General features: G+C 71.3%; 12 protein-coding genes. 9 read left to right on the top strand and 3 right to left on the bottom strand.

The window, feature by feature from the left end; all coding sequences use genetic code 11:
- Positions 1–172 precede the first annotated feature (172 nt).
- The gene (gene araB / locus ACFTXQ_RS01220; protein WP_382634559.1) at positions 173–1,867 is read left to right on the top strand and encodes a ribulokinase; all 1,695 of its coding nucleotides are present in this window, start codon (positions 173–175) and stop codon (positions 1,865–1,867) included.
- A gap of 82 nt (positions 1,868–1,949) precedes the next feature.
- Entirely contained in the window at positions 1,950–3,461 is a 1,512-nt protein-coding gene (gene araA, locus ACFTXQ_RS01215) for an L-arabinose isomerase (RefSeq protein WP_382634557.1), read from the top strand.
- 291 nt (positions 3,462–3,752) lie between these two features.
- Here the strand turns inward: araA and ACFTXQ_RS01210 are convergent, their stop codons facing one another.
- Positions 3,753–4,742, bottom strand: coding sequence for a LacI family DNA-binding transcriptional regulator (locus ACFTXQ_RS01210; RefSeq protein WP_382635094.1), 990 nt, complete (start codon positions 4,740–4,742; stop codon positions 3,753–3,755).
- Positions 4,743–5,027: 285 nt separating this feature from the next.
- Here ACFTXQ_RS01210 and chvE point away from each other — a divergent pair, with 285 nt between their 5' ends.
- The 3 genes from chvE to mmsB all read left to right on the top strand — a co-directional run bounded on the left by chvE (position 5,028) and on the right by mmsB (position 9,022).
- Positions 5,028–6,122 (top strand): multiple monosaccharide ABC transporter substrate-binding protein, encoded by a 1,095-nt coding sequence (gene chvE, locus ACFTXQ_RS01205; protein WP_382634554.1) that lies wholly within the window; start codon positions 5,028–5,030, stop codon positions 6,120–6,122.
- Between the two features lie 95 nt (positions 6,123–6,217).
- Entirely contained in the window at positions 6,218–7,783 is a 1,566-nt protein-coding gene (gene mmsA, locus ACFTXQ_RS01200) for a multiple monosaccharide ABC transporter ATP-binding protein (RefSeq protein WP_382634551.1), read from the top strand.
- A 3-nt stretch (positions 7,784–7,786) separates the two neighbouring features.
- Positions 7,787–9,022, top strand: coding sequence for a multiple monosaccharide ABC transporter permease (mmsB, locus tag ACFTXQ_RS01195; RefSeq protein ID WP_382634549.1), 1,236 nt, complete (start codon positions 7,787–7,789; stop codon positions 9,020–9,022).
- 27 nt (positions 9,023–9,049) lie between these two features.
- Here mmsB and ACFTXQ_RS01190 read toward each other — a convergent pair whose 3' ends face one another.
- Positions 9,050–9,997: an AEC family transporter gene (locus ACFTXQ_RS01190; RefSeq protein ID WP_382634547.1), complete on the bottom strand. Its 948-nt coding sequence runs from the start codon at positions 9,995–9,997 to the stop codon at positions 9,050–9,052.
- Between the two features lie 83 nt (positions 9,998–10,080).
- Here ACFTXQ_RS01190 and ACFTXQ_RS01185 point away from each other — a divergent pair, with 83 nt between their 5' ends.
- The 4 genes from ACFTXQ_RS01185 (at position 10,081) to ACFTXQ_RS01170 (ending at position 14,505) form a co-directional block, all read left to right on the top strand.
- Complete coding sequence (locus tag ACFTXQ_RS01185; RefSeq protein ID WP_382634544.1) at positions 10,081–11,451, top strand: sensor histidine kinase; 1,371 nt, start codon at positions 10,081–10,083, stop codon at positions 11,449–11,451.
- Positions 11,448–12,128, top strand: a complete 681-nt coding sequence (locus ACFTXQ_RS01180) for a response regulator (RefSeq protein ID WP_382634542.1) — start codon at positions 11,448–11,450, stop codon at positions 12,126–12,128. Before ACFTXQ_RS01185 ends, ACFTXQ_RS01180 begins: the two co-directional genes overlap by 4 nt.
- A gap of 116 nt (positions 12,129–12,244) precedes the next feature.
- Positions 12,245–13,288 (top strand): alpha/beta hydrolase, encoded by a 1,044-nt coding sequence (locus ACFTXQ_RS01175; protein ID WP_382634539.1) that lies wholly within the window; start codon positions 12,245–12,247, stop codon positions 13,286–13,288.
- Complete coding sequence (locus ACFTXQ_RS01170) at positions 13,285–14,505, top strand: acyltransferase (protein ID WP_382634536.1); 1,221 nt, start codon at positions 13,285–13,287, stop codon at positions 14,503–14,505. Before ACFTXQ_RS01175 ends, ACFTXQ_RS01170 begins: the two co-directional genes overlap by 4 nt.
- Before the next feature lie 184 nt (positions 14,506–14,689).
- On the opposite strand, the gene ACFTXQ_RS01165 is transcribed toward ACFTXQ_RS01170, so the two are convergent.
- Complete coding sequence (locus tag ACFTXQ_RS01165; protein WP_382634534.1) at positions 14,690–15,112, bottom strand: DUF350 domain-containing protein; 423 nt, start codon at positions 15,110–15,112, stop codon at positions 14,690–14,692.
- Positions 15,113–15,179 lie beyond the last annotated feature (67 nt).

Here is a 15,179-nt window from a genome sequence, read left to right as displayed (position 1 = left end):
CGTTCTCAACCCCCTTGCGCGCGTTACCTGTCCGTTATCGGGTCGAGCACGGCACCGAGGCACACCCCTGCAAAGACCCCTTGCCTACCGACATTGTTAGCGTTCACACTGCGGGGGAACCACCGGCCCGCCCGCCATCCCCGGCCAAACGGCTCCTTCGAAAGGCACTCCGTTGACGTCACCCCATCTCCTCGCGCCCGCCCCGCATTCCGAGGCATCGGAGCAGTACACGGTCGGCGTCGACTTCGGCACACTGTCGGGCCGCGCCGTGGTGGTGCGGGTTCACGACGGGCAGGAGCTGGCGGCCGCGGTCCACGCCTACCGGCACGGCGTCATCGACCGGCACCTGCCGCACGGCGGTGCGCAACTGCCCCCGGACTGGGCCCTGCAACACCCCCAGGACTGGCTGGATGTACTGCGTCACGCCGTCCCGGAGGCCGTGGCCGCGGCCGGGGTCGATCCTGCCGCGGTCATCGGCATCGCCACCGACTTCACCGCGTGCACCGTCCTGCCCACGCTGGCCGACGGGACCCCCCTCGCCGAGACGGAGCTCGCCGGACGGCCGCACGCGTGGCCCAAGCTGTGGAAGCACCACGCGGCCCAGTCGTATGCCGACCGCATCAACGAACTCGCCCACGCCCGCGGGGAGAAGTGGATCGCCCGCTACGGCGGCCGGATCTCCGCCGAATGGCAGTTCGCGAAGGCCCTCCAGCTCCTGGAGGAGGATCCGCTCGTCTACGAAACCTGCGCGCGGTGGATCGAGGCTGCCGACTGGATCGTGTGGCAGCTCACCGGAGCCGAGTCCCGCAACGCCTGCACGGCCGGATACAAGGGCATCCTGCAGGACGGCGCCTACCCGAGCGAGGAGTACCTGGCCGCGCTGAACCCCCGGTTCGCCGACTTCGCACGCACCCGCCTCGAATTCCCCCTCTCCCCGCTGGGTTCACGAGTGGGCTCGCTCACTGCCGAGGCGGCAGCGTGGACAGGGCTGCGCCCCGGCATCGCCGTGGCCGCGGGCAACGTCGACGCCCACGTCACCGCTGCGGCGGCCCAGGCCGTCGAGGACGGTCAACTGCTCGCCATCATGGGGACCTCCACCTGCCACGTCGTGAACGCTCCCGTCCTCGCCGACGTCCCCGGCATCTGCGGTGTCGTCCACGGCGGGATCGTGGAGGGAACCTACGGCTACGAGGCCGGCCAGAGCGCGGTCGGCGACATCTTCGCCTGGGTACTCGACCAAGGCGTCCCGCCGGACTACCTCGCCGAGGCCGCCGACCGCGGCGAAGACCTGCACACCCTGCTGACCCGGAAAGCCGCCCGGCAGCCGGTCGGCGGCCACGGACTGGTCGCCCTCGACTGGCTGAACGGCAACCGTTCGGTCCTCGTCGACCACCACCTCTCCGGAGTCATCGTGGGCCTCACCCTCGCGACCCGCCCCGAGGACGTCTACCGCGCGCTGCTCGAAGCCACCGCGTTCGGCACCCGCGTCATCGTGGAGGCGCTGGAGGGGGGAGGCGTGCCGGTGCACGAGTTCATCGTCGCCGGCGGACTGGCCAGGAACGAACTGCTGATGCAGATCTACTCCGACGTGCTGCGCCGCCCCGTCTCCCTCGCCGCGTCCGGCCAGGGCCCCGCCCTCGGGTCTGCCATCCACGCCGCCGTGGCCGCCGGCGCGCACTCCGACGTCCGTACGGCCACCGCCGCCATGGGCCGCCGACGGCCTGCCGTCTACACGCCCGACGCCTCCCGAGCCGACGCCTACGACGCCCTCTTCGCCGAGTACCGGCTCCTCCACGACCACTTCGGCACCGGCGGCCTGCTGCACCGCCTGCGGAACATCCGCGACACGGCCCACACCGCGGGCTGACGCCGCCCCGCTCGCTCGTACCCGCTTCCCACCCGCCCGCCGCCCTCACCACCGTTGCGGGACGTCACCTTCAGGAGTCCATGTGCCCAGCCAAACGTCCCCCGCCCAGGAGCTCTGGTTCCTCACCGGCAGCCAAGGCCTGTACGGGGAGGAGACGCTGAAGCGGGTCGCCGACCAGTCGCGGCAGATCGCGACCGCGCTGGCCGACACCTCCGGCATTCCCGCGCGCGTGGCGTGGAAGCCGGTACTGACCGACGCCGACGCCATCCGCCGGGTGTGCCTCGACGCCAACGCCGACGACCGGTGCATCGGGCTCATCGCCTGGATGCACACCTTCTCGCCGGCCAAGATGTGGATCGCCGGACTCGACGCGCTGCGCAAGCCGTTGCTGCACCTCCACACCCAGTCGAACGTGTCCCTGCCCTGGGACACCATCGACATGGACTTCATGAACCTCAACCAAGCCGCGCACGGAGACCGCGAGTTCGGGCACATCCAGGCCCGTCTCGGCGTACCCCGCAAGACCGTGGCCGGCCACGTCACCGACCCGGTGACGACCGAACGCATCGCGGTCTGGGCGCGGGCGGCCGCCGCACGGTCCGAACTGGCCACCCTCAAGGTCGCCCGCTTCGGCGACAACATGCGCGACGTGGCCGTCACCGAGGGCGATAAGGTCGAGGCCCAGCTGCGCTTCGGCGTCTCCGTCAACACCTACGGCGTCAACGACCTGGTGGAGCTCGTCGACAGCGCGGAAGAGACCGAGGTGACTGCCCTCGTCAAGGAGTACGAGGACGTCTACCACCTGGCGCCGGAACTGCGACCGGGAGGCGAACGGCACGACTCGCTGCGCTACGCGGCCCGCATCGAAGCCGGCCTGCGCGCCTTCCTCGAAACGGGCGGCTTCAGGGCCTTCACCACCAACTTCGAGGACCTGGGGGGACTTCGCCAGCTGCCCGGTCTGGCGGTCCAGCGGCTCATGGCCCAGGGCTACGGCTTCGGCGGGGAGGGCGACTGGAAGACCTCCGTCCTGCTGCGCGCCCTCAAGGTGGCCGCCGCCGGGCTCCCGGGCGGCACCTCCTTCATGGAGGACTACACCTACGACCTCACGGCGGGCAACGAGCTCATCCTCGGCGCACACATGCTGGAGGTCTGCCCCACCATCGCCACCGCCAGGCCCGGCTGCGAGATCCATCCCCTCGGTATCGGCGGGCGGGAGGACCCGGTGCGGCTGGTGTTCGACGCCGCCCCCGGGCCGGCCGTGGTGGTCGGCCTCGCCGACCTCGGCGACCGCTTCCGTCTGGTCGCCAACGACATCGACGTGGTGGAACCCCCGCACCCGCTGCCCGCCCTCCCCGTCGCCCGCGCGGTCTGGCGGCCACGCCCCGACCTGCGGACCTCCACCGAATCCTGGCTGACGGCCGGAGGTCCCCACCACACCGTCCTCAGCACCGCCCTGACCTCCGACCACCTCGACGACCTGGCGGAGATGCTCCGCCTGGAACTCGCCCTCATCGACCAGGCCACCACCCCCAAGCAGTTCCGGCGCGACCTCCGCTGGAACCAGGCTTACCACCGGCTGGCCCAGGGACTGTGAACCAAGGCTGCCACCAGGATCGCGGAGGCCCAACTAGCCGATGTAGAGCTGTACTTGACAGCCTTACGCGCCCGCCGCGACGACGTCGAACAGCTCAGCCCCCACGACGCCGGGGCCGATGGCCGCGTTCACCGCGCCTCGGTCGGGTGAGTTTCGAGGCTGGGCGACCCAAATTGTTAGCGCTAACGCCACTCCGTCCAGGGAACGCCGGCGCCCTCGACCCAGTGCGGCCGACGTGTCGGGGAGCGCGGGCCGCCAGGGTAAGGCGGCCCCGGGTCCGGTGGCGCCGGGTCAACGACGCGCGGCGGGACCCGCGCTGCGGCGCAGCACCATCTCGGGCGAGATCCGCACGTGGGTGCGGGTGTGCCCGCCGCCCTCCAGCTCCTCGACGAGCAGTTCCAGGGCCCGGCGGCCGAGCTCGCCGAAGTCCTGCCGCACCGTGGCCAGGGGCGGGGTGAAGTAGGCGGCCTCGGGAATGTCGTCGAAGCCGACCACGCTGATGTCGCCCGGGATCGAGCGGCCGGCCTCGTGCAGGGCCCGCAGCAGTCCGAGCGCCATGTGGTCGTTGGCGCAGAAGACGGCGGTGACGTCCTCCAGTTCGGCGATCCGCAACCCCGCCTGGTAGCCGGCGCGCGCACTCCAGTCGCCGGGCTCGACACGCGGCACGGGGGCTCCGGCAGCCTCGAGCGCGCCGCGCCAGCCCTCCTGGCGGTCCTGGCTCTCCATCCAGCCGGCCGGGCCGGCCAGGTGGTGCACGGTGCGGTGGCCCAGATCGAGCAGGTGCCTGGTGGCCGCTTCGGCGCCGGACCGGTTGTCCACCGAGACCATCGGAACGCGCGACTGGCTGCCCGGTCCGACCGCGACGACCGGCACGGAGCTGGAGAGCCTGGCCACCGCACTGACGGCGGAGATCTGGGGCGCGATCACGACCACGCCCTCCACGCCCTGGTCGCGCAGTCGGTCGACGGCTTCCTGGACCGAGCGGCCGTCCAGGGAGTGCAGGCTCGTCACACTGACGAAGTACCCCGCACTGCGCGCGGCCTGCTCGATGCCGTGCAGCATCGAGGCGGGACCATACAGGGTCGATTCGAAGCTGACCACACCGAGGGTCTGCGAGCGGCGGGTGACCAGGGCGCGGGCGGCGGAGTTGGGCCGGTAGTCCAGCTCACGGATGGCGGCGAGCACCCGCTCCCGGGTGCCGGGGCGCACGTGCGGGGCGCCGTTGAGCACCCGGGACACCGTCTGGTGGGACACGCCGGCCAATTTCGCCACGTCCGCCATCACGGGCGGGCGCCGCTCGGTCCCGGCACTGTCGTTTCCCACGCTCACGTCCCTCCTCGACTCCGGGCTACGGTACGCCACTGATCGCCGACCCTACAGTGATCCGAACAGACCCTTGACGACGCACTTGTGAGCGTTAACACTCAGGTATCGCCAGGCCGGAGCCGGTGCGATCCCGACTTCGCACAGCGCGAGGAATCGTCCCCCGGCCGACCCCCGCCCGACCGCTTCCGGTCGCCCAGCCGGGTCGCTCCGTGCCGGTCGCGGAACATCACTGGAGGAACTGTGCGGAAGCTTTCAGCAGGCCTTGTCACCGCGGGTCTGACGCTGTCGCTGGCGGCCTGCGGCCAGAGCGCCAACGGCACGGGCGAGGGCACGGCCAAGGCCGACGCCAAGGGTGGCCTCATCGGCATCGCGATGCCGACCAAGTCGTCCGAGCGCTGGATCAACGACGGCACCAACATGGTCAAGGAGTTCCAGGCCAAGGGTTACAAGACCGACCTCCAATACGGCGACAACGTCGTGGAGAACCAGGTCGCCCAGGTGGAGAACATGATCACCAAGGGGGCCAAGCTGCTGGTGATCGCCGCCATCGACGGCTCCTCGCTCACCAACGTGCTGCAGAAGGCCGCCGACGCGCACATCCCGGTGATCTCCTACGACCGGCTGATCCGCGGAACGAAGAACGTCGACTACTACGCGACCTTCGACAACTACAAGGTCGGCGTCCTCCAGGGCGGTTACATCGTCGACAAGCTCGGCCTCAAGGACGGCAAGGGCCCCTTCAACATCGAGCTGTTCGCCGGTTCACCGGACGACAACAACGCCACGTTCTTCTTCAACGGTGCGATGAGCGTCCTCAAGCCGTACGTCGACGACAAGAAGCTGGTCGTGCAGAGCGGCCAGACCTCCTTCAACCAGATCGCCACACTGCGCTGGGACGGCGGTCTCGCCCAGTCCCGGATGGACAACCTGCTGAGCAAGTCGTACACCGCAGCCCGCGTCGACGCCGTGCTCTCCCCGTACGACGGCATCTCGATCGGCATCATCTCGTCGCTCAAGGGCGTCGGCTACGGCAGCGGCCAGGCACTGCCCGTCGTCACGGGCCAGGACGCCGAGCTGGCCTCGGTGAAGTCGATCATCGCGGGCGAGCAGACCCAGACGGTCTACAAGGACACCCGCCAACTGGCCAAGGCGGCGGTCCAGATGGGCGACGCGCTACTGAGCGGTGGCAAGCCCGAGGTCAATGACACCAGCCAGTACGAGAACGGCGTCAAGACCGTGCCGGCGCAGCTGCTCCAGCCGGTCAGTGTCGACAAGGACAACTACCGGAAGGTCCTGGTGGACAGCGGTCAGTACACCGCGGACCAGCTCAAGTAGCCGCCTGGCCCGGCCGACCCGGCCCGGCACGGAACCGGTGGTGCGAGGCCCGGGAGGCCGCCCCGCACCGCCCCGAACGATACGGATGCACAGCCATGGCCGGACCAGTCCTCGAAATGCGGTCGATCAGCAAGTCGTTCCCCGGCGTCAAGGCGCTCTCCGAGGTCAACCTGACCGTCGCCGCCGGTGAGGTGCACGCCATCTGCGGCGAGAACGGCGCCGGCAAGTCCACCTTGATGAAGGTGCTCAGCGGGGTCTACCCGCACGGTGGTTACGAAGGCGAGATCCGCTTCGAAGGCGAGCCCTGCCGGTTCAAGGACATCAGGGCCAGCGAGCGGCGCGGCATCGTGATCATCCACCAGGAACTCGCGCTGGTGCCGTACCTGTCCATCGCCGAGAACATCTTCCTCGGCAACGAACACGCCACTCGCGGCTTCATCAGCTGGCACCGGACGCTCACCCACGCCGCCGCACTGATGCGGCAGGTCGGACTCGACGAAGGCCCGCACACCAGGATCGCCGACCTCGGCGTCGGCAAACAGCAGTTGGTCGAGATCGCCAAGGCGCTCGCCAAGAAGGTCAAGCTGCTCATCCTGGACGAGCCGACGGCCGCCCTGAACGACGAGGACAGCCGCAAGCTGCTCGACCTGATCCTCGAACTCAAGGCTCAGGGCATCTCCTGCATCCTCATCTCGCACAAGCTGAACGAGATCGCCCGGGTCGCCGACGCCGTCACCATCCTGCGCGACGGGCGGACCATCGAGACCATCGCGATCGGTTCCGAGGGCATCTCCGAGGAGCGGATCATCCGCGGCATGGTCGGCCGCGACCTGGAACACCGCTTCCCCGAGCGGCTGCCCTATGCGGAGGACGGGGCGGAGATCGGCGAGGTCGCCTTCGAGATCGAGGACTGGAGCGTCCGGCACCCGATCGACCACCGGCGCAACGTGGTCGACGGCGCCTCGCTGCACGTCCGTCGAGGAGAGATCGTCGGCATGGCCGGCCTCATGGGCGCCGGCCGCACCGAACTGGCCATGAGCGTCTTCGGCCGCTCGTACGGACGGTGGACCGGGGGCCGGGTGCGGCTGCACGGCCGGGAGATCCGTACCCGGACGGTGCCGGAGGCGATCGGGCACGGCATCGCGTACGTGACCGAGGACCGCAAGCAGCTCGGCCTCGACCTGGGCGACGACATCAGCCGGAACATCTCACTGAGCTCCCTCGGCAAGGTCGCCCGGCGCGGCTGGGTCGACCGGCACGAGGAGGCCCGGATCGCCGAATCGTTCCGGCGGACCATGAACATCAAGGCTCCCTCGGTGTTCGTGCAGACCGGGAAGCTCAGCGGCGGCAACCAGCAGAAGGTCGTCCTCAGCAAGTGGATCTTCGCCGAGCCGGAGGTGCTGATCCTCGACGAACCCACCCGGGGCATCGACATCGGTGCCAAGGCGGAGATCTACACCGTCATCGCCGAACTCGCCGCCCAGGGCAAGTCGGTACTCGTCATCTCCTCCGAACTCCCCGAACTCCTCGGCCTGTGCGACCGGATCTACACCATGGCCGAAGGCCGCATCACCGGTGAGGTCACCCGCGCGGACGCCACCCAGGAATCCCTCATGCGGCTCATGACCATGAGCGCGGCATACCCCGACAAGCAGGTGTGAGGCATGGCCCAGACCCAGACCACCCCAGACACCGCGCCCCGCACACCGCAGACCGGCCGACGTCCGTCGGCCGGTGCCGTACTGGCCCGAGCGCTGCGCGGCAACCTGCGCCAGTACGGGATGCTGGTCGCGCTGGCGCTGATCGTGCTGCTGTTCCAGTTCTGGACGGACGGCATCCTGCTCCAGCCGCTCAACATCACCAATCTGATCCAGCAGAACGGCTACATCCTCATCCTGGCCATCGGCATGATGATCGTCATCATCGCCGGGCACATCGACCTGTCGGTCGGGTCGCTCGCCGCCTTCGTAGGGGCGGCCGCGGCGGTGATGATGGTCAGGCACGACGTGCCGTGGCCCCTGGCACTGGTGGCCGCGCTGCTGATCGGGGCCCTCGCGGGAGCCTGGCAGGGCTTCTGGATCGCCTACCTCGGGATCCCCTCGTTCATCGTCACGCTGGCCGGCATGCTGCTGTTCCGCGGTGGGACCCAGATCCTCCTGCAGGGCCAGACGGTGGCGCCGCTCCCCAAGGGCTTCCAGAACATCAGCAGCGGCTTCCTCCCCTCGGTCGGCCCCCACACCGACTACCACAACCTCACCCTCCTGCTGGGCCTCTCGGTGCTGGCCGTCGCGATCCTGCAGGAGGTGCGCGGACGGCGGCGGGCCGCAGCGTACGGGCTGGAACCCCTCCCGACCGGGCTGTTCCTGGTGAAACTCGGCGCGATCACCGCGGCCGTGGTGGCCTTCACGCTGCTGCTGGCCAGCTACCACGGGGTGCCGGTCGTCCTGCTGGTCCTCGGCGCCCTGCTGGTCGGCTTCGGGTACGTGATGCGCAACTCGATCCTCGGGCGGCACACCTACGCCATCGGCGGCAACGAGGCGGCAGCGAGGCTGTCCGGGGTGAAGAGCAAGCGGGTCGTCTTCCTGGCCTTCGTGAACATGGGCGTCCTGGCGGCCCTGGCCGGGCTGGTCTTCGCCGCGCGGCTCAACGCCGGCACGCCGCAGGCCGGCATCAACTTCGAGTTGGAGGCGATCGCCGCCGCCTTCATCGGCGGCGCCTCCGCCAGCGGCGGTGTGGGCACCGTCCTCGGCGCGATCATCGGCGGTCTGGTGCTGGGCGTGCTGAACAACGGCATGTCGCTGGTCGGCGTGGGGACCGACTACCAGCAGGTGATCAAGGGCCTGGTCCTGCTGGCGGCCGTCGGATTCGACGTCTACAACAAGCGCAAGGCCGGATCATGACCTTGCGCGTCGACGATCTCGATCGCGTCATGAGGCCACGGTCTGGAGCCACAGGGGCAGCAGCAGGAGGGACACGAGTGAGCTCTTGATCACTATGGAGGCGGAGAGTTCTACGCCCACGTCGTAGCGCTGGGCGAAGATGAACAGGTTCTGCGGGGTCGGCATCGCGGCGATCAGGACCAGGTACGCGAGCCACTCGCCCCGCACCCCGAACACCGCCCCGCACACCGCCCAGGTGAGCAGCGGGAAGGCCAGGCACTTGAAGCCGATGAGCGCCAGCTCCTCGCGCGTGGTGCCCCGCAGGTCCAGGCCGATGCCGCCCAGGTGCAGGCCGAGCGCGAACAGGGCCACCGGGGAGGCGCTGTCCCCGACGAAGGCGGCTCCGTCCAGGATCACCGAGGGGACGTGCACCGAGAGCAGGTTGAGCAGGATCCCCGCGTTGCAGGCCAGCACCAGCGGCGTGGCGAGCGAGGCGCCGGCCGCCCGGGCCAGCCGCCGTCCCGGACCGCCCGCCCCGGGACCGGCGCGGCCGAGTTCCATCAGGGCGATGACGACGAGGGACAGGACGCAGACCTGGAAGAGCAGGATCGGGAAGATCGGGGCCGCCGTCCCGAACACGGTGATGAACACCGGGACGGCGAAGTAGGCGGTGTTCACCTGGACTCCCGCCATCACGCGCAGCGCCACGTCACGGGGCTCCCGTAGACCTCGGGCGACCGCCGCCGTGGCCACCGCCGCCACCGCGAGGGCCGCCGCCGCGGCGTAGCCTCCGATCGCCTGCCAGTCGAACAGGGCCGCGAGGTCGCCGGCGTAGATGTTGCCGAAGAGGTAGCACGGCACCGCGAAGAGGAACGCGTAGTCCGAGAAGGCCTTGGAGGCCTCCGCCGGAACGATCTTGCGGCGTGCCAGGAGCACCCCGCCGCCGAACGCCAGCAGTACCGGCACCAGCTTCTCCAGCGCGGCTGCCCCGCCCATGTGCACCGGCTCCCCGTGATCGACCGGCGAGCAGCCTATCCGTACCGCGGATCGGGGCCCGAGGCGCATAGGCTGGTCCGATCATGACCGACAGAGCCCGCCCCACCCGCACCCTCCCCCGGCTGCGCCTCCGGACCGGTGAGCGCAGCCGTACGCCTTCCGCCGCAGCGCCCGGCGCCCGGGTGCCGGGCGCGCTCGCGCAGCTCGCGGTGGTGATGCGGACACCCGCCCGGGCCGGCGAACCGCTGTTCGCGCAGGCACCCAAGGCCTGGCAGCGGTGGCTGCCGTTCGTGGTCGCCGGCGTCTTCGTGGTGACCCTGCTGCCGGTGACCATCGCGGTGCTCACGAACGACTACGGGCTGGGCGGCGGTTGGTCGGGCGCGCTGGGGGTGGCGCAGACCGTGCCGCTGCTGCTCGCCGTGACCCGGCCGATGGCCGCCTGGGCGCTGGTCCTGCTCTCGGACACGATCGGCGCGGTGCTGCTGATCTGGGCCGACCGGGTGGCCGCGCACGCCTGGCCGTGGACCCCGATGGCCATCGTCGGCTATCTGGCGCTGATGGCCTGCCTGGGGCTGCGCGAGTCGATCCGGACCCTGGTCGGGGTGTGGCTGGCGACCGGCGCGGTCGGGGCGGTGCTGGGCTTCTTCCCGCCGAAGGGCTCGATGAACACGGCCGCCCTGCTGTTCGTGCTCACCGGAGTGCTGCTGGCACTGACGGGGGCGCTGCGCGGGCTGGGTGACGCGCAGCAGCGGATCGCCGAGCAGGAGAGCATCAGCGAGGCGGAGCGGGCCCGGCGCACGCTGCTGGAGGAACGGGCGCGGATCGCCCGGGAGTTGCACGACGTGGTGGCCCACCACATGTCGGTGATCACCGTGCAGGCCGACTCCGCGCCGTACCGGCTGCCGGGCATGGAGGAGCCGGTACGGGAGGAGTTCGCGGCGATCGCGGCCAGTGCGCGCGAGTCGCTGGGCGAGATGCGGCGGCTGCTGACCGTCCTGCGGGGCGACGGTACGGAGCGCGCGGAGGGCGACAAGGCCCCGCAGCCCGGCATCGACCGGCTCCAGCAGCTGGTGGAGGCGACCGTACGGGCGGGGCAGCCGGTGGAGTTGTCCCTGGCCACCGGCGCGGCCGAGGCGGCTCCGCCCGCCGTGGACCTGTCGGCGTACCGGATCGTGCAGGAGGCCCTGGCCAATGTGGTGCGGCACGCGCCCGGGGCACGGACCCGGGTCTCGGTGACCGTCGACGAGGAGGAGGTCCTCGTGCTCGTCGTCAACGGGCCGGCCCGGGACGCCGTGGTGGAGCTGGAGAGTTCGGGCACGGGCCACGGTCTGGTGGGGATGCGGGAGCGCGTACGGTTGACCGGCGGGACGCTGGACACCGGCCCGCTGCCCGACGGCGGGTTCCGCGTCGCCGCCCGTCTGCCCCTGAACGCCCCGAGCGAGGACGTAAGTTGACCATCCGCGTGATCATCGTCGACGACCAGGCCATGGTGCGGGCGGGGTTCGCCGCGCTGCTGTCGGCGCAGGCCGACATCGACGTGGTGGGCGAGGCTCCCGACGGGCGGCAGGGCGTGCAGGTGTCCCGCTCCACGCACCCCGACGTGGTGCTGATGGACGTGCGGATGCCGGAGATGGACGGGCTCACGGCCGCCCGCGAACTCCTCGAGCCCCCGCCCGGGGTGGTGCACCGGCCGAAGGTGCTGATGCTGACGACCTTCGACATCGACGACTACGTGTACGAGGCGCTGCGCGCCGGCGCCTCCGGGTTCCTGCTGAAGGACGCGCCGCCGGCCGATCTGATCGCGGCGGTACGGGTGGTCGCGTCGGGCGAGGCGCTGCTGGCGCCCTCGGTGACGCGGCGGCTGATCGCCGACTTCGTGCAGCAGCGGCCGGCGCCGCGCAAGGACCCGGCACTGCGGCTGAACGGGCTCACCCCGCGTGAGACCGAGGTACTGGAGCTCATCGCGCGCGGGCTCTCCAACCAGGAGATCGCCGGCCGGCTGGTGGTGGCGGAGCAGACGGTCAAGACGCACATCGGACGGGTGCTGGCCAAGCTCGACCTGCGGGATCGTGCCCAGGCGGTGATCTTCGCGTACGAGGCGGGGCTGGTGCGGCCGGGCGACACCGGCTGACCTCTTCTCCTCCACCCCCTACCGGGGTATGACATCCGACTTGGCTCCACGGTCCGACGTGCGGTCCGGTGCCTCCTTCCTACCTTCCTCCTCGTCACGAGGAGAGGAGACGGGGCATGCGCCGCTTCGGAAGGACGATGGTCACGGCCACGCTGGCGGTGGCCGTCGTCGCGGGGACCGCGGGATGGGCCTCCGGCGACAGCCAGACGGCGGTCACCGGGCCGCCGCCGGGGACCGCCGCCTGGCGGGCCGAGACGGTTTCCGGCCGGGCGCTGCCCGATCCGGCGGGGGCGTCGCCGCGCGAGGTGGCCCGGTTCTTCGCCGGGCTCGACGAGGGCGCGCGCCGGGAGCTCGTACGGTCCCACCCGCTGGTGGTGGGCAACCTGGAGGGCGCGCCGCTGCCGCTGCGGTACGAGGCCAACCGGATCGCCGTCGCCGCGACGGGTGAGGCCCGCTACGCCGCCCTCGCCGCGCCGGACCGGCAGATCCTGGCCTTCGACCCGCGCGGGCGGGGCCAGGTCGCCGAGGTGTTCGGGGACCTGGAGCGCGCCGGGCACGTCTCGGTGATCGTGCCGGGGTCCGACAACGACGCCACCGGCTACGACGCCGTGCGCAAGCCCGCCACCGGGCCGGCCGGTATGGCCCGGGCGCTGCGGGCGGCGGCCGGCGGGGCGACGGCGGTGATCGCCTGGGTGGGCTACACCACCCCGGTCGGGGTGGGCCTGGACGCGGCGGCCGGCCGGCTCGCGGAGGCGGGGGCGGTGCGCCTGGCCCGGTTCACGCAGGGGCTGGACGCGGTGGGCGCCCCCGACCCGGTGCTGTTCTGCCACAGCTACGGCTCGGTGGTCTGCGGGCTGGCGGCCCGGCACACGGACGCCACCGACATCGTGGCGTTCGGCTCGCCGGGGATGCGCGCCGAGAGCGCGGCCGGGTTGCGGACCCGTGCCCGGGTGTGGGCGGCGCGGGGACCCTCCGACTGGATCGCCGACATCCCGCACGTCGAGTTCGCGGGGGTGGGCCACGGGGCCGATCCCACCTCGGCGGCGTTCGGGGCGCGTCGGGTGCCCGCCGCCGACGTACAGGGCCACACCGGCTACTTCGCGCCCGGCACCCGGTCACTGGCGGCGTTCGCCGCGATCGCGAAGGGGGACGTCCGATGAGCACGCTCACCGCGTTGAAGGGCGCCGCCGACCGGATCGAGCGGCAGACCCCGGCCCATCGGGACCGGGCGATCGACGGACTGCGCGCCCTGGCGCTGCTCGCCGTGCCGACCGGGCACTGGCTGCTCGGCGGGTTCACGCTCGATGCGGAGGGCGGTCTGCACAATGCCAGCCCGCTGTCGGCCTTCGGGGGGCTGGCCCCGGCCAGTTGGGTGCTCCAGATGCTCGGCATCTTCTTCCTGGTCGGCGGTTATGCCTCGGCGCTGTCCTTCGGGCGCCGCAAGGGGTCTGCGGGGGCGTGGCTGAAGGGCAGGATCGCCCGGCTGGGGCGTCCGGTGCTCGGGGTGACGGCGGTGTGGGCGCTGGCGGCGCCGGTGCTGTACGCGGCCGGGGTGCCGTTGGCTACGCTGCGGACCGGGGCGACGCTGGTGATCCAGCCGTTGTGGTTCGTCGGGGTGTACGTGGTGGTGACCGCGCTGACGCCGTACTGCGTGCGGGCGGCCCGGCGGCTCGGGGGGTGGGCCGCGGCCCCGCTGCTCCTGTCGGTGGCCGTGGTGGACTTCCTGCGGTACGGGCCGCTCGCCGATGCCGTGCCGGGGTGGGTGGCGCTGATCAATGTTCTGCCGGGCTGGCTTTTCGCGTACCAGCTCGGTGTGTCCTGGGGTGAGGGGCGGATCGGGCGGCGTGGGGGGTGGCTGCTGCTGGTGGGCGGCGCGTTGCTCTTCGCGACTCTGCTGGCGGTCTTCCACTACCCGGCGTCGATGGTGGGCGTGCCGGGTGAGGCGCGGACCAACTCGCACCCGCCGTCGCTCCTGGTGCTGGCGCTGGCGGCGGGCCAGTCGGGGGCGGCGATCCTGCTGCGGGGGCGGCTGGCGCGGGTGCTGGCGCGGCCTGTTGTGTGGGCGCCGGTGGTGCTCATCAATCTGTGCGCGATGACCATTTTGTGCTGGCACCAGACGGCGATGCTGGCGGCGGCCGTGCCGGGGTCGTTTGCGGGCGGGGTGGGCGGGGTGGCCGGGCTGACCACGGCGCCGGACAGTTTGGGGTGGATCGCGGCGCGGGTGGCTTGGATGCCGGTGTTCGCGGTGCTGTTGGTCGTCATCGCGCGTTACGCGCGGCGGTTCGAGCAGCCGTGGCGCAGGGCGAGTACGGTGCGGGGCGCTGTGGCGGGGGTGCTGGCGGCCGGGTTCGCGGTGTTCGCGCTGGGGCTGGCGTAGCCGGGCCGGCCGCCGGTTGGGGCGGTGTCGGGGGGCGGTGCCGGGGGCGGGGTGGGGTGTCGTCCGGGACGGGCTTCGATGTTCGGCGCCCCATGGTGGTTGCCTTTGCGGGCGGGGGTTCGCGCCGAAGTCATCTCGTTTTAGTCCCGGACGACACCCCACCCCGCCCCCGGCACCGCTGCCGTCAGGCGATGGACGCGGCGACGATGGCGGCCACGGCGAGGTTGCAGGAGGCCGTGACCCAGACCGCGGGGTGGGGTTCGGGGTCGACCACGATGGCGCCGAGCTTGCCCGGGGTGACCAGGTCGAGGACGAGGAAGGCCAGTCCCATGAGGATCAGGCCGAGTACCCCGAATGCCGCTGTGGAGAGGAGGCCCTTGCCGAAGTCGTTGTACGTGGTCCAGATCGAGGTGAAGACGATGCCGCCGATGCCGAGGAGCGCGGAGCTGAGCATGATGGCGGCGTTGCGGTTGCGCTCTTCCCAGATCTGCTTCGGGAGCTTCCCGGGCGTCAGCACGTCCACGAGGACGATGCCGAGGATCAGCAGGACCAGGCCGAGGGCGCCGTAGGCGCTGGTGCGGCCAAGTCCGTTGATGATGTCGCTCATTGAGAAGCCTGTCTCCGGGTGGGTGGGAAAGGATGTGCCCTGGGCTGGCCGAATCTATCGCACGGCC

Origin of the sequence: Streptomyces sp. NPDC057010 (assembly GCF_042673805.1) — a bacterium.
Classification (GTDB): Bacteria; Actinomycetota; Actinomycetes; order Streptomycetales; family Streptomycetaceae; genus Streptomyces.
This window is presented reverse-complemented; position numbering and strand designations above follow the sequence as displayed.